The sequence below is a fragment of the Pseudonocardia sp. UM4_GMWB1 genome (genome assembly GCF_017312155.1).
GTDB lineage: Bacteria > Actinomycetota > Actinomycetes > Mycobacteriales > Pseudonocardiaceae > Pseudonocardia > Pseudonocardia alni.
Window position 1 is genome coordinate 3535500 of record NZ_QJPN01000001.1, and the last position, 25334, is coordinate 3560833.

The 25334-nt window shown below is 75.8% G+C and carries 25 protein-coding genes; 15 read left to right on the forward strand and 10 right to left on the reverse strand.

From position 1 onward, the window contains the following. The first annotated feature begins 22 nt into the window (after positions 1-22). From DMP15_RS16835 to DMP15_RS16845, 3 genes are read left to right on the forward strand one after another with little or no spacing between them, the layout of a single operon-like run. Complete coding sequence (locus DMP15_RS16835; protein WP_337826140.1) at positions 23-1606, forward strand: flavin-containing monooxygenase; 1584 nt, start codon at positions 23-25, stop codon at positions 1604-1606. After that, a complete protein-coding gene (locus DMP15_RS16840; RefSeq protein ID WP_073574999.1) occupies positions 1606-2466 on the forward strand; it encodes an SDR family NAD(P)-dependent oxidoreductase in 861 nt (286 codons plus the stop codon). Before DMP15_RS16835 ends, DMP15_RS16840 begins: the two co-directional genes overlap by 1 nt. Then, entirely contained in the window at positions 2463-3350 is an 888-nt protein-coding gene (locus DMP15_RS16845) for an alpha/beta fold hydrolase (protein ID WP_337826141.1), read from the forward strand. The genes DMP15_RS16840 and DMP15_RS16845 overlap by 4 nt, the downstream gene beginning before the upstream one ends. Here DMP15_RS16845 and DMP15_RS16850 read toward each other — a convergent pair. After that, a complete protein-coding gene (locus DMP15_RS16850) occupies positions 3287-3706 on the reverse strand; it encodes an SRPBCC family protein (protein WP_073575001.1) in 420 nt (139 codons plus the stop codon). The two genes, DMP15_RS16845 and DMP15_RS16850, sit on opposite strands and share 64 nt — an antisense overlap. A gap of 69 nt (positions 3707-3775) precedes the next feature. Between DMP15_RS16850 and DMP15_RS16855 the strand changes: the two genes are divergently transcribed. Together DMP15_RS16855 and mtnA are read left to right on the forward strand one after the other, a co-directional pair. Then, positions 3776-5128, forward strand: coding sequence for a PQQ-dependent sugar dehydrogenase (locus tag DMP15_RS16855; RefSeq protein WP_337826142.1), 1353 nt, complete (start codon positions 3776-3778; stop codon positions 5126-5128). A gap of 105 nt (positions 5129-5233) precedes the next feature. Then, positions 5234-6289, forward strand: a complete 1056-nt coding sequence (gene mtnA, locus DMP15_RS16860; RefSeq protein ID WP_083658326.1) for an S-methyl-5-thioribose-1-phosphate isomerase — start codon at positions 5234-5236, stop codon at positions 6287-6289. Here the strand turns inward: mtnA and DMP15_RS16865 are convergent. Further along, positions 6207-6887 (reverse strand): class II aldolase/adducin family protein, encoded by a 681-nt coding sequence (locus tag DMP15_RS16865; protein ID WP_073575003.1) that lies wholly within the window; start codon positions 6885-6887, stop codon positions 6207-6209. The two genes, mtnA and DMP15_RS16865, sit on opposite strands and share 83 nt — an antisense overlap. 95 nt (positions 6888-6982) lie before the next feature. Between DMP15_RS16865 and DMP15_RS16870 the strand changes: the two genes are divergently transcribed. The 3 genes from DMP15_RS16870 to DMP15_RS16880 all read left to right on the forward strand — a co-directional run bounded on the left by DMP15_RS16870 (position 6983) and on the right by DMP15_RS16880 (position 8982). Beyond that, positions 6983-7513, forward strand: a complete 531-nt coding sequence (locus DMP15_RS16870; protein ID WP_337826143.1) for a hypothetical protein — start codon at positions 6983-6985, stop codon at positions 7511-7513. A gap of 1 nt (position 7514) precedes the next feature. Next, the gene (locus tag DMP15_RS16875) at positions 7515-8510 is read left to right on the forward strand and encodes a hypothetical protein (RefSeq protein WP_337826144.1); all 996 of its coding nucleotides are present in this window, start codon (positions 7515-7517) and stop codon (positions 8508-8510) included. Positions 8511-8679: 169 nt separating this feature from the next. Then, positions 8680-8982: a hypothetical protein gene (locus DMP15_RS16880; RefSeq protein WP_337826145.1), complete on the forward strand. Its 303-nt coding sequence runs from the start codon at positions 8680-8682 to the stop codon at positions 8980-8982. A 6-nt stretch (positions 8983-8988) separates the two neighbouring features. Here the strand turns inward: DMP15_RS16880 and DMP15_RS16885 are convergent, their stop codons facing one another. From DMP15_RS16885 to DMP15_RS16895, 3 genes are all read right to left on the reverse strand, one after another. Next, positions 8989-9837 (reverse strand): CBS domain-containing protein, encoded by an 849-nt coding sequence (locus DMP15_RS16885; protein ID WP_073575007.1) that lies wholly within the window; start codon positions 9835-9837, stop codon positions 8989-8991. A 40-nt stretch (positions 9838-9877) separates the two neighbouring features. Beyond that, a complete protein-coding gene (locus tag DMP15_RS16890; protein WP_073575008.1) occupies positions 9878-13288 on the reverse strand; it encodes a proline dehydrogenase family protein in 3411 nt (1136 codons plus the stop codon). A gap of 70 nt (positions 13289-13358) precedes the next feature. Beyond that, a complete protein-coding gene (locus DMP15_RS16895) occupies positions 13359-14036 on the reverse strand; it encodes a maleylpyruvate isomerase family mycothiol-dependent enzyme (RefSeq protein WP_337826146.1) in 678 nt (225 codons plus the stop codon). A gap of 182 nt (positions 14037-14218) precedes the next feature. Here DMP15_RS16895 and DMP15_RS16900 point away from each other — a divergent pair, with 182 nt between their 5' ends. Next, positions 14219-14896: a DUF4190 domain-containing protein gene (locus DMP15_RS16900; RefSeq protein WP_337826147.1), complete on the forward strand. Its 678-nt coding sequence runs from the start codon at positions 14219-14221 to the stop codon at positions 14894-14896. Positions 14897-14923: 27 nt separating this feature from the next. Here the strand turns inward: DMP15_RS16900 and DMP15_RS16905 are convergent, their stop codons facing one another. Beyond that, positions 14924-16087, reverse strand: coding sequence for an SGNH/GDSL hydrolase family protein (locus tag DMP15_RS16905; protein ID WP_337826148.1), 1164 nt, complete (start codon positions 16085-16087; stop codon positions 14924-14926). Between the two features lie 49 nt (positions 16088-16136). Here DMP15_RS16905 and DMP15_RS16910 point away from each other — a divergent pair, with 49 nt between their 5' ends. Next, on the forward strand, positions 16137-16559 hold the full coding sequence (locus DMP15_RS16910) for a hypothetical protein (RefSeq protein ID WP_337826149.1): 423 nt from the start codon (positions 16137-16139) through the stop codon (positions 16557-16559). Positions 16560-16573: 14 nt separating this feature from the next. Next, entirely contained in the window at positions 16574-17341 is a 768-nt protein-coding gene (locus DMP15_RS16915) for a PIG-L deacetylase family protein (RefSeq protein ID WP_253069497.1), read from the forward strand. 21 nt (positions 17342-17362) lie between these two features. Here the strand turns inward: DMP15_RS16915 and DMP15_RS16920 are convergent, their stop codons facing one another. Together DMP15_RS16920 and DMP15_RS16925 are read right to left on the reverse strand one after the other, a co-directional pair. Continuing rightward, a complete protein-coding gene (locus tag DMP15_RS16920) occupies positions 17363-18304 on the reverse strand; it encodes an ATP-binding protein (RefSeq protein ID WP_337826150.1) in 942 nt (313 codons plus the stop codon). Continuing rightward, on the reverse strand, positions 18301-19218 hold the full coding sequence (locus tag DMP15_RS16925; RefSeq protein ID WP_073575011.1) for an MEDS domain-containing protein: 918 nt from the start codon (positions 19216-19218) through the stop codon (positions 18301-18303). Before DMP15_RS16925 ends, DMP15_RS16920 begins: the two co-directional genes overlap by 4 nt. 198 nt (positions 19219-19416) lie before the next feature. Between DMP15_RS16925 and DMP15_RS16930 the strand changes: the two genes are divergently transcribed. Beyond that, on the forward strand, positions 19417-19638 hold the full coding sequence (locus DMP15_RS16930; protein ID WP_139282752.1) for a hypothetical protein: 222 nt from the start codon (positions 19417-19419) through the stop codon (positions 19636-19638). 39 nt (positions 19639-19677) lie between these two features. After that, the gene (mdlC, locus tag DMP15_RS16935; protein WP_073575013.1) at positions 19678-21267 is read left to right on the forward strand and encodes a benzoylformate decarboxylase; all 1590 of its coding nucleotides are present in this window, start codon (positions 19678-19680) and stop codon (positions 21265-21267) included. Between the two features lie 34 nt (positions 21268-21301). Here the strand turns inward: mdlC and DMP15_RS16940 are convergent, their stop codons facing one another. Then, positions 21302-23104 (reverse strand): ABC transporter ATP-binding protein, encoded by a 1803-nt coding sequence (locus tag DMP15_RS16940; RefSeq protein ID WP_073575014.1) that lies wholly within the window; start codon positions 23102-23104, stop codon positions 21302-21304. Between the two features lie 71 nt (positions 23105-23175). On the opposite strand from DMP15_RS16940, the gene DMP15_RS16945 reads away from it, so the two are divergent. Further along, positions 23176-23631 (forward strand): MarR family winged helix-turn-helix transcriptional regulator, encoded by a 456-nt coding sequence (locus tag DMP15_RS16945; RefSeq protein ID WP_073575015.1) that lies wholly within the window; start codon positions 23176-23178, stop codon positions 23629-23631. Between the two features lie 85 nt (positions 23632-23716). On the opposite strand, the gene DMP15_RS16950 is transcribed toward DMP15_RS16945, so the two are convergent. Then, positions 23717-24988 (reverse strand): APC family permease, encoded by a 1272-nt coding sequence (locus DMP15_RS16950; protein ID WP_073575016.1) that lies wholly within the window; start codon positions 24986-24988, stop codon positions 23717-23719. A 55-nt stretch (positions 24989-25043) separates the two neighbouring features. Here DMP15_RS16950 and DMP15_RS16955 point away from each other — a divergent pair, with 55 nt between their 5' ends. Then, on the forward strand, positions 25044-25331 hold the full coding sequence (locus DMP15_RS16955) for a YrhK family protein (protein ID WP_073575017.1): 288 nt from the start codon (positions 25044-25046) through the stop codon (positions 25329-25331). Positions 25332-25334: the final 3 nt, after the last annotated feature.

The window sequence follows — 25334 nt, forward strand, 5'->3', positions numbered from 1 at the left end:
CGCGCCCGATGAGGAGGACCACATGACGCAGGCCGGCACGACGCCCGCTCCGGACAGCACCGCCGTCGAGCACCGCGACGTGATCATCGTCGGGGCCGGGCTCTCCGGCATCGGCGCCGCGGCCCGGCTGCACCAGGAGCTGCCCGGCAAGGACTACGCGATCCTCGAGGGCCGCGAGAACATCGGCGGCACCTGGGACCTGTTCCGCTACCCGGGCATCCGCTCGGACTCGGACATGTTCACCCTGGCCTACCCGTTCCGGCCGTGGCGCGAGCCGAAGTCGATCGCCGACGGCGCCGACATCCGCCGCTACATCACCGAGACCGCCCGCGAGTACGGCGTGACCGAGCGGATCCGCTTCGGCACGAAGGTCGTCGGTGCGTCCTGGGACTCGGCCACTGCGCGCTGGACGGTGGACACCACCACCGCGCAGGGCCCGAAGCGCTACACCTGCTCGTTCCTGTTCATGTGCTCGGGCTATTACGACTACGACAAGGGCTTCCAGCCGGAGTTCCCGGGCCGGGAGGACTTCGCCGGCACCTGGGTGCACCCGCAGTTCTGGCCGGAGGACCTCGACTACACCGGCAAGAAGGTCGTCGTCATCGGGTCCGGCGCCACCGCCGTCACGCTGATCCCCTCGCTGGCCGCGAAGGCCGGGCACGTCACGATGCTGCAGCGCTCGCCGTCGTACCTCACGGTGCTGCCCAGCAAGGACCCGGTCGCCGACCAGCTGCGCCGCTTCCTGCCCGCGAAGGTCGCGCACGCCATCCTGCGGCTGCAGTACGTGACGCTGACCCAGGCGTTCTACCAGCTCGCCCGGCGCCGCCCGGAGCGTGTGAAGAAGGTTCTGCGCGGCCTCGCGCTGAAGTTCCTCAAGGACGAGTCCTACGTGGACAAGCACTTCACCCCGAGCTACGACCCGTGGGACCAGCGCCTGTGCGTCATCCCGGAGGGCGACTTCTACAAGTCGATCAACCGGGGTGACGCCTCGGTCGTCACCGACCACATCGAGCGGATCACCGAGAAGGGCATCCGGCTGCGGTCGGGCGAGGAGCTGGAGGCCGATGTGATCGTCTCGGCGACCGGCCTGTCGCTGAGCCCGCTGGGCGGCATCACGATCCACGTCGACGGCGAGCAGGTCGACATCGGCAAGACCGTCACCTACCGCGGCCTGATGCTGTCGGGCCTGCCGAACCTGGCGTTCTGCATCGGCTACATCAACGCGTCCTGGACGCTGCGCGCCGACCTCGTCGCCCGCTACGTGCCCAAGCTGCTCGCGCTGATGGACCGCGACCGGATCGCCGTCGCCACGCCGGCGCCGACCGCGTCCCCGGACCGGCCGCTGCTCGACATCGAGTCGAACTACGTGAAGCGCTCGGAGCACCTGTTCCCGCGCCAGGGCCGCAAGGACCCGTGGCGGCTGCACCAGAACTTCTTCCTCGACGCCGTCGGGCTCGGCCGCGCCGACCTCAAGCGGGACATGATCCTCACCCCCGCCTCGGCGCTCGGTGCCCGCGACGCCCGCGTCCCCACCCCGACCGCGTCCGGCATCGCCGCGGACACCGTCGCCACCCCGGCGACCGCACAGCAGGAGGTGGCCTCCTGATGGCCCGCTCACCGTTCCGCTTCGCCGAGGGCACCGCCGTCGTCACCGGTGCCGCCGGTGGCATGGGCGAGCACGTGGCCCGCCTGCTCGCCGAGCGCGGCAGCGACCTCGTGCTCGTCGACCGCGACGGCGACCGGCTCGACACCGTCGCGTCGGCGATCCGCGCGAAGCACCCCGGCCTGTCGGTGACCACCGAGACCGTCGACCTGGCCGACCGCGACGCCGTCGACGCGCTGTCGACCCGGATCCTCGCCGGCCACCCGGAGATCAGGCTGCTGGTCAACAACGCCGGCGTCGCGCTCGGCGGGGACTTCGCCCGGCTGACCCTCGACGAGTTCGACTGGGTCATGGACGTCAACTTCCGCGCCCCGGTGCGGCTGACCCACGCCCTGCTGCCCGCGCTGACCGCACGGCCCGGCGCGCACGTGGTCAACGTGTCCAGCCTGTTCGGGCTGATCGCCCCGCCCGGGCAGTCGGCGTACTCGTCGTCGAAGTTCGCGATCCGCGGCTTCTCCGAGGCGCTGCGCGCCGAGCTCGCCCAGGTGGGCACCACCGTCACCACGGTGCACCCGGGCGGCATCAGGACCGGGATCGCCGCCGGCGCCCGGGTCGGGGTCAACATCCCGGCCGAGGAGGCCGAGCGCGGCAAGAAGGACTTCGAGAAGCTGCTGACCTTCCCCGCGGAGAAGGCCGCCGAGCTGATCGTCGACGCGATCGCGAAGCGCCGCCCGCGGCTGCTCATCGGGATCAGCGCGAAGGTCCCGGACCTGCTGGCCCGGCTCGCCCCGGCGAACAGCATCCGGATCTTCGCGAAGCTGGTGGGCGCCTCGGGGAACGCGAAGGCGGCGCGCACGCGATGACCCTCCCGAAGACCCGCTTCGTCGACGTCGGCGGCACCCGGATCCGGGTCCGCGAGACCGGCGACCCCGCCGGTGAGCCGGTCCTGCTGCTGCACGGGATCGGCCGCAGTCTGGAGGACTGGGACCCGCAGCACGAGTTCCTGTCCCGGTACCGGGTGGTCGCGCTCGACCTGGCCGGGTTCGGCCACTCCGACCGGGTGCCCGGCCCGGCGACGCTGGAGAAGCTCGCCGACACCGCGCTCGCCACCCTCGACGCGCTCGGCGAGACCCGGCCGGCGCACGTCATGGGCAACTCGCTCGGCGGCGCCGTCGCGCTGCTGATCTCCACCCGGCACCCCGAGCGGGTCGTCTCACTGGTGCTGGCCGACCCCGCCGGGTTCGGCGCCGAGGTGACCCCCGCGCTGCGGGTCATCGGGGTGCCGCTGCTGGGCCGGTTCCTGCTGGGCCACCTGGACGCCACGGCGGCGCGACGCTCGGAGCGGTCCCTGTTCGTCGACGGCTCCCTGGTCACCGACGAGCGGGTCGCCCGCGCCGTGGAGATCGCGCGGCGGCCGGAGTTCGCCCGGACCTTCGCCGAGGTCGCGGCCGAGCTGGGCACCGTCCGCGGGGTCCGGCCGGGCTGGCGGCGCGCGCTGCTCGACGCGTTCGCCCGCGCCCCGAAGCCGACCCTGGTCGTGTGGGGTGAACGGGACCTGATCCTGCCCGCGGCCCAGCTGCGCGCGGCGGGCCGGCTCCCGCAGGTCACGACACACGTGTTCGGCCGGGTGGGACACATGCCCCAGATCGAGGTGCCCGGGGCGTTCGCGACGCTGGCGTGCGATCACCTCGCCCGGGCGGGCCGGCGGACCAGCATCTCCAGCGACAGCCGCGCCGGCACCAGGTAGGGCAGGACCACGGCGGGCGGGCCGTGCACGGTCAGCCAGGTCCGGGTACCGGCCCCGGACGGCCGCACGCCGTGGTCCAGGCTCAGCCGCACCCGGTTCAGCGGGGAGGCGCCGGCGCCGAGGGCGACGTCCCAGGCCCAGGTGCGGGCGCGCTCGTCGACCTCGGTGACCGCGAAGGACACCGTGACGCCGAGCGGGCCGCGGACCTGCCCGGTCACCCCGGGGCGTATCCGGTCCGCCGCGGTGTCGACACCGAGGATGTAGGGCGCCCACTCCGGCCAGCGGGCGGGCACGGCGTAGCGCTCCCAGACCTCGTCGGCGGGCTGCGGGCCGCGGGCGTGCAGTGTCAGGCGCATCGACGACGATCCTGGCGGCTGCGCGCCCCCGCCGCGCGACGGGCCGGTTGCGGCCGTAGCGTCGGGTTCATGCGGATCGCCCCGTGGCTGGCCGCCCTGGTCACGCTCCCCCTGCTCGCCGCCTGCGGTACCGGCCCCAACCCGGTGACCAACGCGCTGTCCGGCGCCGAGGCCCCGGTCGCCGCGGCGGGCGCGGACCTGGTGCCGGTCACGGTGTCGGTGCCGCCCGGGGCCGCGACCGCCCCGTTCGACGAGCCCCGCGAGGCGCTCGTCCCGGCCGGGTGGACGGTGTCGGTCCTCGCCCGCGTCCCGAACGCCCGGCTGGCCGTCTGGACCCCGGACGGCGAGCTGCTCGTCTCGGTGCCCGACGACGGCCGGGTGCTGGCGCTGTCGCGCACCGGTGAGCAGCGGCCGTTGCTCGACGGGCTCACCCAGCCGCACGGGCTCGCGTTCTCCCCGGGCGGCGGCACCCTCTACGTCGCCGAGTCGAACCAGGTGTCGGCGTACGCCTGGGCCCGCGGCGCGGCGACCGGGCGGCGGGTCGTCGTCCCCGGCCTGCCCGACGCCAACTCCCCCGACCTGCGCGGCGCCTACGGCCACGAGCTGAAGTCGGTCACCGTCGGCCCGGACGGCGCGGTCTACGTCTCGGTCGGGTCGACCGGCAACATCTCGGTCGCCGACCGGGACGCCACTCCCCCGCGCGCGTCGATCCTGCGGATGCCGCCCACCGGCGGGCCCGCCGCGCCGTTCGCGACCGGGGTCCGCAACGGCACCGGGCTGGCCACCGCGCCCGACGGCTCGGTCTGGACCGCGGTCAACGGCCGCGACAACGTGCCCTACCCCTACGACCGGCCCTACGGCGACGCCGGCGCCTCGTCGTTCGGGAAGGTCGTCGACGCCTACGTCACCGACCATCCGGCCGAACCGCTGGCCCGGCTCACCCCGGGCCGCGAGCTGGGCTGGCCGTTCTGCAACCCGGACCCGGACACCGACCCGGGCGTCGCCGGCTCCGCGCAGGACTTCACCGACGTCGGTCTGGTCGCCGACGCCGAGCTGAACCCCGGCGGGCGCGCGATGGACTGTGCGGCGCTGGCCCCCGTGGAGCAGTCCTTCCCGGCGCACTCGGCACCGCTGGGGCTGTCGTTCACCGACGGGGTGCTGCCCGCGCCGTACGCGGCCGGGGCCCTGGCCGGGGTGCACGGCTCCTGGAACGCCGACCCGCCGAGGGCCCCCGAGGTGTCGTTCTTCCCCTGGCGGGACGGGCGCCTCGGCGCGCAGCAGACGCTGGTCGGCGGGTTCCAGGACCCGTCCGGAGCGCGTTGGGGCAGGCCGGTCGCGGCCGTCGCCGGGCCGGACGGCGCGGTCTACGTGACCGACGACGACGCCGGTGCCGTCTACCGGGTGGCGCCACCCGGCCGGTGAGCAGCCCGCCCGTGACCGGGGCCGCAGTCGGCCCGGCCGCCCGCGGCGCCGGGGTAGGTTCACCCCGGTCGCCCGAGGGCGGACGACCGGGGAGGGTACGGGGCGATGCGGATCGTGGACTGGGCCGGCGACGACGAGGGCGGCCCGGCGGTGGTCCTGCTCGACCAGCGCGCGCTGCCCGGCGCGACCGAGCACCTGTACCTGCGCACCGTCGACGAGCTGATCGAGGCGATCCGGTCGCTGGCCGTGCGCGGTGCCCCGAGCCTGGGCATCACCGGCGCCTTCGGGGTCGCGCTGGCCGCGTCCCTGCACGGCACGGCGACGCCGGTCGCCGTCGCCGCGGTGCGGTCCGCGGCCGAGCGGATCGCCGTCGCCCGGCCCACCGCCGTCCCACTGGGGCTGGGGGTGGCCCGGGCCCTGGCGGCGCTCGACGACGGCCCGGCCGCGGTGCTCGCGCAGGCCCGCGCCGTCGCCGCGGAGGCCGCCCGGGTCAACGCCGCGGCGACCGGCCGGGCCGCGGACCTGGCGCAGGAGCTGTGTGCGGACCGTCCGCTGCGGGCGCTGACGGTGTGCAACACCGGCCCGCTGGCCACCGGCGACGGCGGCACCGCGCTGGGGGCGGTCCTGCGGCTGCACGAGCGCGGCGCGCTGGCCGAGGTGCTGGCGTGCGAGACGCGCCCGCTGCTGCAGGGCGCGCGGCTGACCGTCTGGGAGCTCGCCGCGGCCGGGGCGCCGCACCGGCTGTGCGTCGACTCGGCCGGACCCGCGGCGATCGCGGCCGGGCTGGTCGACGCGGTGTTCGTCGGTGCCGACCGGATCGCGGCCAACGGCGACGTCGCGAACAAGATCGGGACCTACATGCTGGCCTGCGCCGCGGCCCGGTCCGGGATCCCGTTCGTGGTGGTCGCGCCGGAGGAGACGATCGACCCGCACACCCCGACCGGGGCCGACATCGTCGTCGAGCAGCGGGGGGCCGAGGAGGTCCGCGAGCACGGCGGCACCCTGCTCACCCTGCCCGGTACCCCGGTCTACAACCCGGCGTTCGACGTGACGCCGTTCGACCTGGTGACCGCGATCGTCACCGAGGAGCGGGCGTGGGGACCGGGCTCGTCGCCCGCACCTTCGACCGCTGGGCCGCGAACCGCCCCCGCACCGCACTGATCTCGGCGTCGGGCAGCAGCCGCGGCTCGCCGACGGCGCGGGCGCGCAGCCAGACGTCGCAGAGCCACTCCAGCTGGCGGGCGCCGTCGTAGGCGGCGCCGAGGGTGTCGCCGAGCACGAGCGTGCCGTGGTGGCCGAGGACGACGGCGGTGGACTCCCCCAGCCCCGCGAGCGCGTTCACGACCAGCTCACGGCTGCCGAACGGCGCGTACTCCGACACCCGCACGCCGTCGCCGAACATCGCGAGCTGGTAGTGCACGGCCGGGACGTGGTCGGACAGCGTCGACAGCGCGACCGCCGCCGGGGAGTGCGTGTGGACCACCGCGACGGTGCCGGGCCGGGCCTGCGCGGCGACGTGCAGCCCGAGCTCGCTGGTCGGCTCCCGGGTGCCGTCGACGACCGTGCCCTCCGCGTCGACGAGCACGACGTCCGCGGCGGTCATCGTCTCGTAGTCCACACCGGACGGGGTGACCGCGATCAGGTCCCCGGTGCGCAGCGACAGGTTCCCCGAGGTGCCGACGACGAGTCCGTCGCGGACCATCCGGCGGGACCAGGCGCAGAGCAGCTCGCGGGCGGGGGTGTGGTCGTGGGGGCTCACCCCGGGAGGGTCCCACGGCGCGGGCGCCCCTCGTTGATCGTCAGTTCTGGGTAGACGCGGCCGGAACTGTCGGGGGTCTCGCTCACCATGGCCGGGTGACACGAACGAGTGAGCCGGCGGCCGGTCCCGGCACGCATGATCCCCGACGTACGCTGTGGGAGCTCCACGCCCGCCACGCCACGCAGAGCTCCGTCCCCGCGGCCGACGTGGTGGAGCACATCCTGTCGTTGACCGACCAGGTGCTGGACGACGCCGACAGGCGGGAGGCGGCGGGCCGGGAACGCCGGCGGGACACGGTACGGATCCGGGTGCTGCTGGGCTCGCTGATCGTCGCCTGCGCGCTCGTGTGCCCGGTCGCGTTCCTCGCCGGAGCGGATGTCCCGCTCCTCGTCGCGGCAGGCGCGGGGCTCGCGACCGGAGTCGCGCTGCTCGTCCTCGATGCCCGGTCGGCAGGTCGGGGACACCGTGGCCGGGCCGGGTGGTCCGGGGTCGTGCTGGCCGCGGGTCTCGCCGGGCCCGTCGCCGGGCTCGTGCCCGGGGGCCTGCTGCCGGTCGGGGTCGGGGTCGTCGCGCTGCTGGTCGCCGCCGGCGGGTTCGTGGCAGCGGGCACCCGGGCAGGTGCGTGAGATGGCGCGCCGGGACGACCAGCAGTGGCTGACCGCCGAGGTCGGGCGGCTCGAGCGGGAGCTGGGCGACGCGCCGTCGCAGGCCGACCTCGACCGCGTCGAGGCCCGTACCTCCGACCACGAGTACCGCCTCGACACCCTCGACGGCGACATCGCCACGCTGCGCGACGCCGTGGCGGAGGCCGACCACACCGCACGGTCACACATCGCGGACCTGGACCGGCGTCTCGACGAGGTCGAGGACTCCGCCGTCGACGGCACCCGGCGGATCGACGACCTGCAGCGGCGGACCCGCTGGCTCGAACACCACCTCCGCGCCGCCGACGGGGTACCCACGGCGGACCTGACCGCAGACCCCGACGTCGTCGGACTGGCCCACGCCGAACGCCGTGCCCGGGAGCGACGGGCCGCGCACCTGCCCGACGCGACGCGCCGTCGACACCACGCGGCCGTCGCCGCGCACGCCGGCTGGGTCCGCCGCCGGGACGAGGTACGCCGCGCCGCGCTCACCGCGAGTCGGGAGATCGCCGGCGACGGGGCGGACGGACCCCACCGTGCGGACCTCGCGCAGCGGTACCGGGAGGCACGGTCCGCCCTCGACGGGCTGGCGGAGCAGGCCGGGTCCGTCCGCCGGCACGCGGACACCGCGCGGGCGGCACTGGAGCGCGACGACGCCGTGCGCACCACCGACGCCGGGACGGTCGCGTCCGGAACAGCCGCCGGCCGGGTCCTGTCGACACGGCTGCGGACCCGGCTGACGGAGATGGTCGGCCGCCACGAACTGCCTCCGGTGTGGTTCGCGACGGTCCTGGGGCTCGGCCCACCCGCCGACTCCGCACCGTGGTTCGACGCTGCTGTCGCGGTCCTGCGGTACCGGGCCGCCTACGACATCGACGACGCGGTGCAGGCACTGGGACCCGAGCCCACCGGCGATGCCGAGCAGTCGGCGCGCCGTCGACAGGCCTGGGACCTGACCGCTCCGTTCCGCGTGCGCTGACCCGACCGGGGGTCACACCTCCGGGTCGACCCGGGCCCGCCGGGGCGCGCCGGACGCCGCCGGAGCCGCAGGATCGTGCCACCGCGGACGCCGGGCTCGGCCGGGACGCCACGCGGAGGGCGGTAGGACCCCGACCGCGCCGGCTCCCGGCGCAGGAAGCGAGCACATCGTGAGGACCGCCCTGCGTGCCGCCACCACCGCGGCAGGCGCCGTCGCCGTCGCACTCGCCCTCGCCGCCGTCACCGCCGGGACGGCGTCGGCGCAGCCCGCCCCGCCCGCCGAGCCACCGCTGAGCCCTGCCGACCAGGCCGCCCAGTTCGCCTGTCTGCAGAAGTACCTGGACTTCGGGGCGCTGCCGGGGCAGTCGCTGGAGGACCCGGTGGCGTTCTCGCTGCTGGTCGCGAAGGTCGCCCAGGAGTGTGACGCGGTCCGTGCACCCGCCGCACCCGCCGCACCCGCTGCGGGGGCCTGAGCGCGGTCACAGCAGGTCGCTGCGGCTGAGCACCCCGACCAGCACGTCCTCGTCGTCGACGACCGGGACGACCCGGAACCCGCGCCGGGACAGCAGGTCCTCGGCATCGGTGAGCGGGTCGGCCGGGTGCACGACCTCGACGTCGCGGGTCATCACCTCCGAGACGGTGCGGGCCCGCAGCCGCCGGCCGCCGTCGAGGGAGCCGTGCATGAGGTCGGCCTCGGAGACGATGCCCAGCAGGTGGTCCCGGTCGTCGACGACCGGGACCGCGGTGAACCGGTAGGACAACAGGACCTCGGCGGTCTCGTCGAGGGCCAGCTCCGGCGGGATCGCCACCAGCCCGCCGTCGGTCATCACGTCCGCGACCCGCAGCGACGACGTCGGCCGGCCGCCGATCCGGCCCGCCCCGCGCGGGGCCATCGCCTCCGGCAGCGGCGCCACCGGCACGACGCCGCCGATCCGGCGGGCGGTGCGGCGCAACCGCCCACCGGAGTGCCGGTGCCGCAGCAGGTCGCTGCGGGTGATCACTCCGACCAGGATGCCCTTGTCGACGACCGGCACCAGCCGCAGCTCGCCGTAGACCCGCATGCGGTGCGCGACGATGGAGATGTTCGTCGTCGGGAGCACCGAGACGACCTGCTCGGTCATCGCGTCGCCGACGACGGCGTGCGGGTCGTCGCGGTGGCGCAGCACGTCGACCAGCGAGATCACCCCGACCAGGGAGAACCGCCGGTCGACCACGGGCAGGGCGGAGAACCGCGACTCGGCCATCCGCTCCTGCGCCCGCGCCAGCGGAGCGTCCGCCCAGATCGTGACGACGCGTTCGGTCATGACATCGCGGGCACGCACCACCATGGACGCACCGTAACCACGGCCACGGTGCGTCCGCCATCGCTCACCGTTCGAGGTGGCCGAACCGGTGCCGGGTGCGGCTGACCGCCTGCTCGCGCAGCACGGACGGCATCTCCCGGCGTCCGTCCAGCACCACCGGGGTGTCCACGACCGACGCGCCCACCTGGGCGGCGGCCGCCCGCAGACCGCCGGGCACGGTGCCCAGGGCCCGGATCCGCTCGCCCGCGACGGGGACGAGCCCGTCGCCGCCGTGCACCCCGCCCGGGACCCCGCCCGGCGGGACCCCCGGCCCGTGCAGCCGGACCGGGACCCCCGCGGTGGCCGCGGCGAGCAGCACCCGCAGGACGTCGGCGCGGGCGGCACCGGTGCCGCACCACAGCGTCGCCGACGGGGCGGGCCGGTAGCGGAACACGTTGGACTCCGCGGCCAGCCCGGTCGGGTCGTGCTCGATCCCGAACTCGGTGTCCCATGCGCGGGCGTCGGAGGCGGCGGCGCGGGCGAGGCGGTCGCGGGCGGCCGGGTCGAGGTCGGCCGCCGCGGCCAGGACGCGGTCCGCGGCCGGGCCGGACGTCGGTCCCGGCCCGGGGAGGTCGCCGTCGTGCCAGGTACCGAACTGGGCGACGTAGTTGGGTCCGCCGGGCTTGGCGCCCGGGCCGAGCACCGAGCCCTTCCAGCCGCCGAAGGACTGGCGCTGCACGATCGCGCCGGTGATGTGCCGGTTGACGTAGGCGTTGCCGACCTCGACGCGGTCGAGCCAGTGCGCGATCTCGTCGGGGTCGAGGGAGTGGATGCCGCCGGTGAGGCCGAAGCCGGTGTCGTTCTGCCAGGCGATCGCCTCGTCGAGGTCGCGGGCGGCCATCAGGCCGAGCACCGGGCCGAAGCACTCGGTGCGGTGGAACCAGCTGCCCGGCGACACCCAGGCCCGCACGCCCGGTGTCCACACCGTCTCCGAGACGCGGCGCGGGCGCACCAGCCACCGCTCCCCCGGCTCCAGCGTGGTCAGCGCCCGGTGCAGCTTCGCCGAGGGCGCCTCGATGAGCGGGCCCATGGTCGTCGCGAGGTCGGTGCCGGGACCGACGCGCAGGGTGGAGACGGCGTCGACGAGCTGGCGGCGCAGCCGCCTCCCGGTGGCCGAGCCGGTCGCGGCGGGGCCGACGAGGATGGCCAGCGACGCCGCGGAGCACTTCTGCCCGGCGTGCCCGAACGCCGAGCGCACGAGGTCGGCGACGGCGAGGTCCGGGTCGGCGGCGGGGGTGACGACCAGCGCGTTCTTGCCACTGGTCTCGGCGACGAGGTTCAGGTCGGGCCGCCAGGACCGGAACAGCGCGGCGGTCTCCGACGAGCCGGTGAGCACGACCCGGTCGATCCCGGGGTGGGTGACGAGCCGGCGTCCGGCGTCGGCCTCGTCGGTGGGCAGCAGCTGCAGTGCGTCACGCGGGATCCCGCCGCGGTGCAGCGCGGCCACGCCGGCCTCGGCACACTCGCGGACCTGCGGGGCGGGCTTGAGCAGCACCGGGGCGCCCGCGGCGAGCGCGGCGAGGCAGCCGCCGAGCGGGATCGCGACCGGGAAGTTCCAGGGCGGGGTCACGGCCACGACCCGGTCCGGGGTGAACGGGGCGCCGTCGAGCTCGGCGGCGCGCTCGGCGTAGTAGGCGGCGAAGTCGACGGCCTCGGAGATCTCGGGGTCGGCCTCGGCGACGGTCTTGCCCGCCTCGTGCAGCATCACCGACAGCAGCGTCCCGCGGGCGGCGGCCAGCGCGCGGGCGGCGCGGCGCAGCGTCGCGGCCCGTTCCGCGGCGGGGACGTCGTGCCAGCCGGAGGTGCGGGCGCGCTCCACCGCGGCGTCGACCGCGGCCGGGTCGGTGACGAGGGGGACCTCGGTCCGCGCGACGGCGGTCGCCGCGGCGCGACGGGCCCAGTCCCGGTTCGCGGGCAGTGACGGATCGGTGTCGGGCTCGGCGCGGAACCCGGCCGGCACCGGGTCCCCGGGCAGCGGGCCGTCGGTCCCGACGGGTGCGGACACGGTGCGGTCCTGGGTGCGGCGCGGGGTGTCGGCGACGGCGTCGCGGTCGCGCACCGAGGCGAGGAACCGCTCCTGGTAGGTCGCCGGACCGCCCGAGCCGGGAGCGAACAGCGTGTACAGGTAGCCCTCCGGCGAGGCGTTCTCCTCCAGCCGCCGGACCAGGTAGGACACGGCGGTGTCGAAGTCGCCGCGGTGCACGACGGGGGTGTAGAGCACCAGCTGCGAGCCCGGCCCGGACTCCGGCAGGTCGCCCGCGACGGCGTCGGCGAACGCGGGGGCCATGCCCTGCAGCATCTCCAGGTCCAGCTGGGGCCGGGCACCGCGGGCGTCGGCCAGTTCCAGGGCGAGCGCGACGTGGTGCAGGTGGTGCGACGCGACGCCCAGGCGCATCCCGTCGGCGTGCGGGCCACCGATGCCGCGGTCGAGGAGCCGAACGTAGTTGGCGTCGACCTCGGCCTTGGTGGCGTAGGGCGCCTGCGGCCAGTCGTGCAGCTCGGCGTCGACCCGTTCCATCGCCAGGTTCGCGCCCTTGACCAGGCGCACCTTGATCGGCGCCCCGCCCGCGGCGGCACGGCGGGCGGCGAACTCCCCGAGCTCGTCCAGCGCGGCGACGGAGTCGGGCAGGTAGGCCTGCAGGACGATCCCGGCGGGCAGGTCGTGGAACTCCGGGCGCGCCAGCAGCGTGGTGAACAGCGCGACGGTGAGGTGGAGGTCCTTGTACTCCTCCATGTCGAGGTTCACGAACACGCCGTGCTCGCGGGCGGCCCGGTAGAGCGGCAGCAGCCGGTCCACGAGCAGGTCCCGGCTGCCCTCGAGGTCCCACGGCACGAGCTGGGCGACGACCGAGGACGCCTTCACCGACACGTGGTCGACGCCCGGCCGGCGCAGCAGCGCGATCGTGCGGGCGAGGCGACGGTCCGCCTCGTCGTGGCCGAGGACCGCCTCGCCGAGCAGGTTGAGGTTCAGCCGGTGCCCGTCGCGGCGGGCCGCGGCGAGGCGGCGGTCCAGGCCGCGCCCGCCCGCGTCGACGATCAGGTGCCCGACCAGGCTGCGCAGCCGCGACCGCGCCGCGGGCACGACGACGTGCGGCAGCGCCGTCGCCAGCCGGCCGCCGGCCCGCAGCAGCAACCGGTCGGTGCCGGTGACGAACGCGGGCAGTGCGGCGCCCGCCCCGGCGAGCCGGGCCAGCTCACGGGCCGCGACCCGGTCGTCGGCGGGGCGGGCGACGCGGTCGACGAAGCGCAGCGTGAAGTCGACCCCGGCGGGGTCGTGCATCAGCGCGGCCAGCCGCTGCGTCGGGTCCGCTCCGCGGCCGGAGCCCGACGACGGTGCGGTACCGGTGCGCTCGGTCCAGCGGCGGACGCGCTCGACGGCGCGCCCGGTCAGCGCGTCGTCGAGGGCGGGGACGGGGTGGGTGGGGTGCACGCTCACCCGCCCAGTCTGGACCCACTGTCAGGACCGTGTCACGTCGACGGTGCTGACAATCCGGTGACGACCCTGGTCAGGACTCCGTGAGATCGGTGCCGGGCAGCGGCCCGAGCAGGGCGAACGCGTCCAGATAGGGCTCGACGTCGCCGCGCTCGGTCCAGGCCCGCAGCTGCGCCGCCGACCGGCGGGTGACCAGGGCACGGGCCAGCTCGAAGTCCGGGGCCCGCACGACGACCGCGGCCCCCGCCTCGTCGCCCGCGGACACCCAGCGGCGGCCGTCGCCGATCAGGGCGATCGGCGCCCGGTCCCCGACCGCGCCGGCGAACCGGCCCAGGAACGTGTCCATGACCGCGTAGAGGCCGGGGGTGTGCTGCCCGCCGGGCTCGCGCAGGGCACCGCGCAGGTCCTGCTCGTGGATGATCACGTCGCCGAGCGGGCGGGTGTTGTGGGTCGCCATCCAGTCGCGCAGCGGGCCGGTCAGCGACTCCCACTCCGCGACGAGTGCCGCCACGTCGTGGTCACGCCGCGCCCGCACCTGCCGGTCCGTCCACTCCTCGTTGTGGTCGTCGGGCTCGTCGCCGCGCACCACGTCCGCACCCAGGCCGACCATGTGCGAGAACAGGTCGCGCACCGTCCAGTCCGGGCAGGACGGGACCGTCAGCTCCGAGCGCTCGGGCGGCAGGTCCCGCACCAGGTCGATGACCCGGCGTTGCGCCCGGGTCCACTCCTCGATCTCGTCGATACCGCTCACGGGCACCGATCCCATCACGACCGGGGCTCCCGCGCCGCCCCATGGGTGTTTTGCCTGGACCGAGCCCGGGCACCTGGGGATCATCGAACCGGACACGACGGCGACGCCGGTCACGGCGGCTCCGCCGGGCGGCACCGCCGGCACCGGGGACCACCCGGTGAGTCGGTGAGGAGAGGACGAGCGTGAGCAGCCCACCCCCGTACCCGGGTCGCCCCGGGGGCCCGCAGGACCCGAACAACCTGGACCAGCCGACGCAGCAGAACCAGCCCTACGGCGGGCAGCAGTACGGCGAGCAGCCCGGTCAGCAGTACGGGCAGCAGCCGTACGGTCAGCAGCCGCAGTACGGGGAGCAGCCCTACGGTCAGCAGCAGTACGGGCAGCAGCAGTACGGGCAGCAGCCCTACGGCGCGCAGGGCCACGACCCGGCCGCCTACCCGGACCGTCCGCCCGCCGGGCCGCCGGGGTGGCCGCAGGGCGGGGCGCCCACGACACCGCCGCGCAACGGCATCGGGATCGCCGCGCTGGTGCTCGGCATCCTCGCCGTGCTGCTCGGGTTCTTCCTGGTCGGCGCCCTGTTCGGTGTCGTCGCGGTCGCGCTCGGCATCGTCGGGATCAGCCGGGCGTCCAAGGGCGCCGCCACCAACCGCGGGGTCGCGATCACCGGGCTCGTGCTCGGCCTGGTCGGCATCGTCATCGCGATCGCCGTCGTCGCCTTCGGTCTCAGCGTGTTCAACCAGGTCGGCGGGGACGAGTACGTCAGCTGCGTGCAGCAGGCGGGCACCGACCAGTCCGCGATCGCGCAGTGCCAGCAGGACTTCGAGGACCGCCTCCAGGGGCAGCTGGACCAGGACGGCAACTGAGCCCGCGCCCGCGGGCCCCGTGGCCGGTCACCGGTCACGCGGGCCCGCGGCGTGGAACGCACCCCCCGCACCGAACACCAGCCGGGCGAACCGCTCCCCCATCCGCAGGTGCGCCTCGGGACACGGGTGCAGCCGGTCGGGCAGCGGCAGCTCCGCCGCGTCGGCGTCGCCGTAGAGCTCACGGCCGTCGAGGTGGGACAGCGCCGGGTCCTCCGGGGCGCGCACGGCCACGATCCGGGCCAGCTCCTCGCGGATCACCGACAGCGTCAGCTTTCCCGCCGCCACCTCGGCCGGGTCGCCGGTCGCGCGGAACCGCAGCCGCCCGTCGACGACCTCCGGCGCGCCCGGGCCCGGGGTGTGCTCGTGGATCGGGCACAGCACCGGGGACACCACCAGCAGCGGGGTGTCGGGGTGCCCGTCGCGGATCGTGTCGAGGAACCCGTGCACGGCGGGCGCGAAGGCCCGTCGGCGCATCAGGTCGGCGTTGACGACGTTGATCCCGATCTTGACGCTGATCATCGCGGCGGGGGTGTCGCGCAGCGTGCGGGCGACGAACGGGTCCAGCATCGCGCTGCCGGAGAACCCCAGGTTGACCAGTTCGACCCCGGCGGTGCGGGCGGCGAGCGCGGGCCAGGTGGTGCTGGGCCCCGCGGCGTTGCTGCCCTGGCTGATCGAGCTGCCGTGGTGCAGCCACACCGGGCGCCCACCGGTCGTGACGACGGCGACCGGCGCGTCGGTGCGCAGCGCGACGACCTCGGTGCTCTCGTTGTGCGGCAGCCAGATCTCCACGAGCGCGTCGCGGCCGGGCAGGGTGAACCGCACCGGGCCGGGTGGGCCGTCGGTGACCGTGACCTCCCCCGTCGCCGGATCGGTCATCAGGAGCTTCCCGCCGGAGGTCGTGGCGCTGCCCGCCGGCCGGCCGTCGACGAGCAGGTCGTAGGCGCCGTCGGGCCGCAGCGGGGCACCGACGAGACCGACCCGGGTGCGCAGGGTCTCCAGCTCGACGGTCCGCGCGGCGGTGCGGAACACGACGCGTACCCCGGACGGCTGGCTCTGCGCGCCGGCCAGCTGCGGGTCGGTGTTGCGGGCGCGGGCGGGGGCGGGCAGCCGCTGCGGGAGCAGGCCCCGTTCGCCGTCGACGGCGTCGAGGACGCCGTGCAGCAGCTCGGGCCCGATCGCGGTGGTGATCACCCCGGCAGCCTGGCACGCGCGCGGCGCCGGTTCACCCGAGAATCGGGCGGTGCTGATCGCCGCCCTCGTCCAGACCGTCGCGACCGTGCTGCTGGCCGGGATCGCCTGGACCGTGCAGGTGGTGGTCTACCCGGCCTTCGCGCTGGTCCCGGCCGGGTCGTGGGCCCGCTACCACGCCGCGCACAGCCGGGCGATCACGCTCGTCGTCGGTCCGCCGTGGGTCGCGCAGGGGCTCGCGACGGCGACGCTGCTGGTCCTCGCGCCCGGCGAGCCGCTGGTGTGGGTGGCCGCGGTGGCGGCCGCCGCGGGTGTCGCGGTGACGCTGCCCGCGGTGTCGCTGCACGGCCGGCTCGACCCGGCCGCGCACCCGGGGGACCTGCGTCGGCTGCTGCGGGTCAACCTGGTCCGTGGGCTCGTGTGGTCGGCCGGGTCCGTGGTGGGGGTCCTGCTGACGACCGCCTCCGGCGCGTGACCCAGGATGGCCGGGTGACTGCGACCGAGGACGAGCGCACGGCGGCCGACGACCGCGCGCACACCGGGGTGGAGCGCGTGCTGGTGATCGCCGCGCACCCCGACGACATCGACTTCTCCTGCAGCGGCACCGTCGCGGTGTGGACCGCGGCCGGGGTCGCGGTGACCTACTGCCTGGTGACCGATGGCGACGCGGGCGGCTTCGACCCGGCCGTGCCGCGCAGCGACATCGCGGGCATCCGCCGGGCCGAGCAGACCGCCGCGGCCGCCGAGGCCGGCGTCACCGACCTGGTGTTCCTCGGCCACCCCGACGGGCGGCTGACCGTCACCCTGGAGCTGCGCCGGGACCTGGCCCGGGTGATCCGGCAGGTCCGTCCGGACCGGGTCGTCGTCCCGCAGCCGGTGCGCGATCTGCGCAGCATGTACGGCAGCCACCCCGACCACACCGCGACCGGCGAGGCGGCCCTCTGCGCGGTCTACCCCGACGCGCGCAACCCCTACGCCTTCCCCGAGCTGGCCGAGGCCGGGTACGAGGCGCACACGGTCGGCGAGGTGTGGGTCCTGGGTCCGGCCCCGGCCGACGACCCCGAGGGGGCACGACACGTCGACATCACCGACACGATCGACGTGAAGATTGCGGCGCTGCGCGCGCACGCGAGCCAGACCGCGCACATGACCGGCCTGGAGGACATGATCGGGCAGTGGTCCGGGTCGCTGGCGAAGCGGGCCGGGTTCCCGTCCGGTCGGCTGGTGGAGTCCTTCCACGCGCTCGACACGCGCTGAGGCCCCCGGGCCCGGGTGCGCTCAGGCGGCGGCGCGGATGCGGACGTGGGTGCCCGCGTCGTCGCCCCAGACGTGCAGCAGGTCGCAGAGCTGGCGGGCGATCCAGATCCCGCGCCCGTGCGCGTGGCCCGGGTCCGGCGGGGTCAGGCCGGGCAGCGGGTCGGCGAGCCGGCCGCCGTCGTGGACCTCGCAGACGACATCCTGCTCGGGCGTCCACAGCATGAGCCGCGCCGTGTGCGTCCCGTGGTGGACGGCGTTGGTGGCGACCTCGTTGACCGCGACGGTGACGTCCTCCGCGCGGCTGTCGGTGAACCCCTGGCCGCGCAGTGCCTCGTCGACGGCGCGGCGCACGTCGCGCAGCTGCGTGGCGTCGAAGCGGAACTCCCGTGCGGGTGCGCCGAGCTCCGCGGGCACCGGGGCGCCGAGGCCGTCGAGCAGCCGGCGCGGGTCGGTGTCGACCCCGGTCGGGACGGGCCTGCCGTCGTCGAGGACGAACGGGTGCGCGCGCCGCACGACCTCGGCGACGGGACCGGGCAGGTCGGCCGGGAAGAAGCAGAGCAGCCGCAGCGGCAGGTCGGCCAGGGCGAGCGCCGCGGCCGCCTCGACCTCGCCCCAGTAGGCGCCGCGCGGGTCGTCGAGATCCGCGGAGTGCTCGACGACGACGGTCACCGGCCCCGCGACGCCGCGGTGGCGGGCGCGCAGGACCCGGGCCAGGCGCGCCGCCTCGGTCTGGCCCGACGGACCGTCGGGCCCGCAGTCGCGGCGCAGCCGCAGCAGCCCGGCGACGGCATCCGCGCCGAGGGCCTCGGCGACCCGGCCGCGCAGCGCGACCTCGGTGACCGGGCGGAGCAGGGTCGCCACCGACCCGCCCGTGGCGAGCGCGTCGAGCACGGTGTCGGCGAGCCGGTCGGTCAGGTCACCGTCGCCGCCGTGCCGGCACAGGGCGTGCACCAGCCCGCTCACTCCGCCGCATCCGCGGCGAGGCCGAGCGCGTCGGCGGGGCAGAGGGCGTGCCGCTCGCGGATGCTCATCTCCAGCTGCGAGGCGAACCCCGCACCGCAGCGTTCGAGCAGCCGGGCCACACCGGGGCGCAGGTTCACCAGCCGCAGCCGCACGCTGACCGGGAGCTCGTCGGCGGCGTGCACGAGGCTGACCGCACCGGCGACGTCGACGAACCGCAGCGCGGACAGGTCCGCGGTCAGCGTGCCCTCGCCGACGTCGCCGCGCACGACCCGGTCGATCAGCCTGGCCAGCACCCGCCGGACCTGGGGCCGGTTGGCGTGGTCGACCTCGCCGGCCAGCCGGACCCGGGCCGGGCCGATCTCGGTGACGCGCAGCAGGCTGTCGTCGTAGAGCGGGGCGGCGGTCAGCTCGGCGGGGTGCAGGCTGCGCATCGTCGCGATGAGCTCGTCGGGGTAGCGCAGGTGGTCGTAGACGCACAGCGCGCGCAGCGGGTGGTCGCGGACGGCGTCGTCGAGCCTGCGGTCGTACTCGTCGAGCACCTGTCCCCCGGGCCGGCGCAACCCGTGGTCCATCTGGCCGCTGAAGCGCAGCCCGGCCCAGCCGTCGTCGAGGGCGGAGGTGATGTTCTGCTCCATCACCCCGGTGAGCTCGTCGAGCGGGGCGTGCAGGGCGGCGCGGGTGAAGTCGCCCGGGACGAGCTGGAACTGCCCGGACCGCAGCGGGCCGGTCACGTCGACGCCGTCGTCGGCCAGGCGGGACAGCACCAGCCCGGCGGTGTCGTCGTCGAAGTAGGCGACCCGCTCCCCCGCCGTGAGCCCCTCGGCCAGGAATGCGGCGACGTCCTCGGCGAGCTGCTCGTCGCTGACCGGCACGGTCAGCACGTGCCGGTGGGGATCCCGTACCGGTGCGGTCACACGTCCCCCCGTCGTGGCGTCCCCGACGGCCCCCCGACAGGTGTGACGCCGCGTACACGATAGGTGATCACGGATCCCACGGCGAACCGACGCTGTCGTTCAGGCGTGCCGAGGCGTAGAGTTAGCCGGACCGAACTCCGGTGTTCGGGGCGCACGGTGCGAGCAGGGTGCACGGGCGCCGATCAGGAGGTGGACGCCATGTTCCGAGCCGCTCCGCAGTCGCGGGCGACCGAGGTGCGCACGGTCGTGCTCGCCGGCGTGCTCATGGTGCTGCTGGCCGTCGCCACGATCGTCTCCGTGCCGCTGGCACCCACCGCCGTCACCCTGGCCCTGGCCGCCGCCGCGCTGGCCGTGCGTCCGCTGGTCGTCGCCCACGTGCGCCGCGGCACCCGGGCAGAGCGGGTCGCCGCGCACCGCTGAGGGCACCTACGGTGGGGTCCCGCGACCCCGAGGAGCCCCATGACGACCGTCGGCGAGGCCGGTTGGCAGGTGCTGACCGCCCACGGCATCGACACCGTGTTCGGCAACCCCGGCTCGAACGAGCTGCCCTTCCTCGCGGCGATGCCCGACGGGGTGCGCTACGTACTCGGCCTGCACGAGGGCGCCGTACTGGGCATGGCCGACGGCTACGCCCTGGCCACCGGCGGCCCGGCGCTGGTCAACCTGCACGCGGCGTCCGGGTCGGGCAACGCGATGGGCGCGCTCACCAACGCCGTCTACTCCCACTCCCCGCTCGTGCTGACCGCGGGCCAGCAGGTGCGGTCCACGGTCGGCCAGGAGGTCATGCTGACCAACGTGGACGCGGCCGCGCTGCCACGCCCGCTGGTCAAGTACGCCGCCGAGCCCGCGTCGGCCCAGGACGTGCCGCGTGCGCTGTCCCAGGCGGTGCACACCGCGCTGCTGGACCCGCGGGGGCCGGTCTACCTCTCGGTCCCCTACGACGACTGGTCCCGCGAGGCGGGCCCGGACACCGCGCACCTGCCGTCCCGGCGTGCGACCGCCGCCGCCGAGCTCGGCGAGGCGGCGCTCTCCGAGCTGGCCGGGGCGCTGGCCGGGGCAGCGAACCCGGTGCTGGTGCTGGGCCCGCAGGTCGATGCGGACCGGGCCAACGACCACGCCGTCGCCCTCGCCGAGCGGCTCGCCTGCCCGGTCTGGATCGCACCGTCGGCGTCGCGGTGCCCGTTCCCGACCCGGCACCCGGCGTTCCGCGGGATCCTCCCGGCCTCGGTGCGCGACGTGTCCGACCGGCTGGCCGGGCACGACGTCGTGCTCGTCGCGGGCGCGCCGGTGTTCCGCTACCACCAGTGGGTCCCCGGTGACCTGCTGCCGGCGGGCACCCGGCTGCTGCACCTGACCGCGGACCCGGCCGAGGCCGCGCGGGCCCCGATGGGCGAGGCGTGGGTCGGCCCGGTCGGCCCGGCGCTGGCCGCGCTCGCCGGGCGGGTGCCCGCCTCCGGGCGGGAGCCGCTGCCGCCCCGGTCCGGGCCGCCCGCACCGCGGGGCGCCGAGGACCACGTGCCGCCGCAGCAGCTGTTCGCGCTGGTCCGCGACGCGGCCCCGGCCGGGACCGTACACGTCTGCGAGTCCACCTCGACCATCGACGACTTCGTCGCCCAGGCCGACCTCACCGAGCCGGGCAGCTACCTGTTCCCCGCCTCCGGCGGCCTGGGGTTCGGGCTGCCCGCCGCCGTCGGGGCGCAGCTGGCCCACGGCGAGGCGCGCCGGGTGGTCGCACTCGTCGGCGACGGGTCGGCCAACTACGGCATCACCGCGCTGTGGACGGCGGCGCAGTACCGGGTGCCGGTGGTCTTCGTGATCCTGAAGAACGGTACCTACGGTGCGCTGCGCGGCTTCGCGGGGCTGCTGGGCACCGGGGAGACACCGGGCCTGGACGTCCCCGGACTGGACTTCGTGAAGATCTCCGAGGGCTACGGCGTCCCGGCGGTGTCGGTGTCCGACGCCGCGTCGACGGCGGCCGCGCTGAAGGACGCGTTCGCCGCCGACGGGCCGCGGCTGGTCGAGGTCGTCACGGCCCCGGGCGTGGCGTAGTCGCTCACACCGTCGCCGCTCACACCGTCGCCGCTCACACCGTGGCCAGCGCGGCGTAGCGGCCCGCGTCGGCGAGCAGCTCGTCGTGGCTGCCGGACTCGACGATCCGGCCGTGGTCGACGACGGCGATCCGGTCGGCGTCGCGCACGGTCGACAGCCGGTGCGCGATGGTGATCGTCGTGCGGCCGTGGGCCAACGCGTCGAACGCGGCCTGCACGGCCCGCTCGGTGCGGGTGTCCAGCGCGCTGGTGGCCTCGTCGAGGACCAGCACCTTCGGGTCGCGCAGCAGCGTGCGGGCGATCGCGATGCGCTGCTTCTCCCCGCCGGAGAAGCGGTGCCCGCGCGAGCCGACGACGGTGTCGTAGCCGTCCGGCAGGCCGGTGATCAGGTCGTGGACCTGCGCGGCGCGCGCGGCGGCCTCGATCTCGGCGTCGGTGGCGTCCGGACGGGCGTGGCGCAGGTTCTCCCGCACGGTGGCGTGCATCAGGTAGGTGTCCTGCCCGACGACCCCGACGATCCGGGTGAGGTCGGCGGCGGCCATGTCCCGCAGGTCCACGCCGTCGATGGTGACCCGGCCCGCGGTCGGGTCGTGCAGCCGCGCGACCAGTCCCGCCAGGGTGGTCTTGCCGGAGCCGGTCTCGCCGACCAGCGCCAGGGTGGTCCCGGCCGGGACGTCGAGGTCGATCCCGGCGACGGCGGCGGCGTCGCTCCCCGGGTAGGCGAAGGTGACGCCCTCGAGGCGCACGTGCCCGCGGACGCGGTCGTGGTCCACCGCGACCGGGTGCTCGGGCTCCACGACGTCGACGGTCAGGTCCAGGTACTCGAAGATCCGGGCGAACAGCGCCAGCGACGCCACGATCTGGACCCCGACGCTCAGCAGCCCCATGACCGGCCGGAACAGGCCGCCCTGCAGCGCGGTGAACGCGACCAGGGTGCCGATGCTCATCGTCCCGGCCGCGAAGGGCAGGCCGGCGGCGAGGTAGATGACCGCCGGGACGGCGGCGAACACGACCTGGGTGACGGCCATCGTCCAGCGTCCGGCGAGCTGGGAGCGCAGCTCCAGCCCGATCAGCCGCGACGAGGAGTCGGTGAACCGCCGGGTCAGCTCCGGTCCGCTGCCGAGGGTCTTGGACAGGGCGACGCCGTCGACGGACAGGCTCTCCTCGACGGTGACGTTGAGGTCGGCCAGCTCCCGCTGCTGGGCGGCGGTGATCGCGCGGCGGGTGCGGGCGACCCGGCGGGTCAGCAGGATCGCCGGGGGCAGCACGACGAGCGAGACCAGGGTGAGCTGCCAGGACAGCGCGAGCATCGCGACCAGCGTCGCGACGGTGGTGGTCAGGTTGGACGCGACCGAGGTCGCGGTGTTCGTGACCACCGACTGCATGCCGCCGATGTCGTTGGTGATGCGCGACTGCACCTCACCGGTGCGGGTGCGGGTGAAGAAGGCCAGGCTCTGGCGCTGCAGGTGGCCGAAGACGCCGGTGCGCAGCCCGTGCATGACCTCCTGGCCGATGCGGGTGGAGATCCAGGTCTGGGCGACGCCGAGTGCCGCGGTGACCGCGGCGACCGCGACCATCCCGCCGGCGAGCCAGGCGAGCAGGGGGACGTCGCGCTGCGGCAGCGCCACGTCGATGACCTCACGCAGCAGGAACGGCGAGGCCATCCCGACGATCGACGAGGCGACGATCGTCGCGACGACGACCGAGAGCGGACCCCGGTGCGGGGCGAACAGGGCGCCGATGCGCCGCAGCGAGACCGCGCGGGCCTGTTCCTTCTCCTCCGGGGAGGAGGTGCGGGTGTCGGGCCGGCCGGGCCGGTTCGGGGGTCGGGGGTCCACGGAGTGCTCCTCACGATGCTGTGGTTACCTCACTATGAGGCAGCAACAGCATCACTTGCTAGTCTGTTCCCGTGCCGGACCGGGACCAGACCAGGCCCTCGCGCAGCGACCTCGTCGACGCGTTCTGGTCGGTCGCGCGGTCGCTGCGCCACGCCTCGGCCGAGCGGCTGGCGGGCTGGGGCCTGACCCCGTCGCAGGCGCGGGCGCTCGGCACCCTGGTCCGTCACGGCGAGATGCGACCCGGCGCGCTGGCCGGGCACCTGCACATCACGCCGCGGTCGGCGACCGAGGTCGTCGACGCCCTGGCCGGGCTGGGGATGGTCGAGCGGGCGACCGACCCGGCGGACCGGCGCGCCGTGCTCCTGCGGGTCACTGAGACGGGCGCGGCGACCGCGCGCGACGTGCGCGCCGCCCGGGCCGACGGGGCCGAGGCGCTGTTCGCGCGGCTGTCCGAGGACGACCGCGCCGAGCTGGCCCGGATCCTCGCCGTGCTGCGCGAGGGAGCCGACGAGCACCGCCCCCGATGAGCTCGGCCGCTCGGCCCGGGGGGTGGCGGACCGGGCCCGTCCCGGTCGATCGCGGGCGGTGTGGCCCGGGCGGTCCGGCCACGCATCAGCGACCGGCGGGATCCGTCCGGTCGTCGCCCGCCGACGTGCGGCCGCGGCGGACCCGCGCCGCCCGCACCAGCGCTCGCACCGCCGTCCCGGCCACCAGGACCACCACCCCGGCCAGCACCGACACCGGCGGCAGCAGCGTCGCGAGCACCACGCAGCCGAGCAGACCGAATCCCGACAGGGCGCGCCGCCACGGCCGGTCGCGGTGCAGGGTGAGCGCCGCGGCGTTGGCGACGGCGTAGTAGAGCAGCACCGCGAAACCGGACAGGCCGATCGCCGTGACCGGGGCCGCGGTGAGCACCAGCAGCAGCACCACGGCGCCGACGGCGAGCTCGGCGCGGTGCGGCACCGCGAACCGCGGGTGCACCGCGGCCAGCGCGCCCGGCAGCTCCCGGTCGCGCGCCATCGCCAGCACGGTGCGGCCCACCCCGGCGACCAGTGCCAGCAGCACCCCGGCCGAGGCGAGGGCACCCCCGACCCGGACGAGCGGCGCCGTCGGGTCCCCGGCCGCGGTGGCCAGCGGCGCAGCGGAGGCCGCCAGTGCGTCCGGACCGGCGGCCCGCAGCGCCGCGACCGCGACGACGGCGTAGACCACCAGCACCAGGCCGAGCGCGAGCGGGATCGCCCGCGGGATGGTGCGGGCGGGGTCGCGCACCTCCTCCCCGAGGGTGGCGATGCGGGCGTACCCGGCGAAGGCGAAGAACAGCAGCCCGGCCGCCTGCAGCACCGCGAGCGGACCGGCGCCGGCCCACCCGTCGAACGGGGAGACGACGGCCGGCCGGGAGAACGCGGCGACGACCACCGCCGCCAGCACGGCGACGGTGCACACGACCAGCAGCCGGGTGACGAGCGCGGTGCGGGTGATGCCGCGCAGGTTGACCGCCACCATCGCGACGACGGCCGCCGCCGCGACCGCGCGGGCGTGTTCCGGCCACGCGTAGGAGCCCAGCGTCAGGGCCATCGCGGCGCACGAGGCGGCCTTGCCGGTGACGAACGCCCACCCGGCGAGGAACCCCCACGTCTCCCCCAGCCTGCGGCGCCCGTACACGTAGGCGCCCCCGGACTCCGGGTACCGGGCGGCGAGCCAGGCCGAGGACATCGCGTTCGCCGTCGCGATCGCCCCGGCCACCAGCAGTGCCGGGAGCAGCGCGGTCCCGGCGATCGCCGCGGCGGGCCCGAACACCGCGAACACCCCCGCACCGAGCATGGAGCCGACACCGAGGACGACGGCGTCACCGGTACCGAGCCGGCGCTGCGGGGTCGTGTGCACGTGCTCACCCTTCCCCGACGTGCGACCGGCCGGTCGGCGGGGTACCCGGCGGCTCATGGGACGGACCGCACACGACCGGCCGCTGACGTTCACCATCGGGCGCGAGGAGCTCGTCGTCCGGCAGCGGTACGAGGTGCTCAGCATCGTCAACGACATCCTGGTCGCGCTGTGGTTCGTGATCGGCAGCGTGCTGTTCTTCCACGAGGCCACCACCTACGCGGGGACCTGGCTGTTCCTCGTCGGCTCGATCGAGCTGATGATCCGCCCGCTGATCCGGCTCGCGCGCCGGGTGCACCTGCGGCGGATCACCGGGGCGCCGCCGGAGGCGGGCCACGACTTCTGACCC

Bases quoted from the DNA above. Each gene is read 5' to 3' on its own strand.
- DMP15_RS16840 (WP_073574999.1), top strand. From the start codon at position 1,606: ATGGCCCGCTCACCGTTCCGCTTCGCCGAGGGCACCGCCGTCGTCACC.
- mdlC (WP_073575013.1), top strand. From the start codon at position 19,678: ATGACGACCGTCGGCGAGGCCGGTTGGCAGGTGCTGACCGCCCACGGC.
- DMP15_RS16835 (WP_337826140.1), top strand. From the start codon at position 23: ATGACGCAGGCCGGCACGACGCCCGCTCCGGACAGCACCGCCGTCGAG.
- DMP15_RS16845 (WP_337826141.1), top strand. From the start codon at position 2,463: ATGACCCTCCCGAAGACCCGCTTCGTCGACGTCGGCGGCACCCGGATC.
- DMP15_RS16855 (WP_337826142.1), top strand. From the start codon at position 3,776: ATGCGGATCGCCCCGTGGCTGGCCGCCCTGGTCACGCTCCCCCTGCTC.
- DMP15_RS16955 (WP_073575017.1), top strand. From the start codon at position 25,044: ATGGGACGGACCGCACACGACCGGCCGCTGACGTTCACCATCGGGCGC.
- mtnA (WP_083658326.1), top strand. From the start codon at position 5,234: ATGCGGATCGTGGACTGGGCCGGCGACGACGAGGGCGGCCCGGCGGTG.
- DMP15_RS16885 (WP_073575007.1), bottom strand. From the start codon at position 9,837: ATGGTGGTGCGTGCCCGCGATGTCATGACCGAACGCGTCGTCACGATC.
- DMP15_RS16850 (WP_073575001.1), bottom strand. From the start codon at position 3,706: ATGCGCCTGACACTGCACGCCCGCGGCCCGCAGCCCGCCGACGAGGTC.
- DMP15_RS16875 (WP_337826144.1), top strand. From the start codon at position 7,515: ATGGCGCGCCGGGACGACCAGCAGTGGCTGACCGCCGAGGTCGGGCGG.
- DMP15_RS16930 (WP_139282752.1), top strand. From the start codon at position 19,417: ATGTTCCGAGCCGCTCCGCAGTCGCGGGCGACCGAGGTGCGCACGGTC.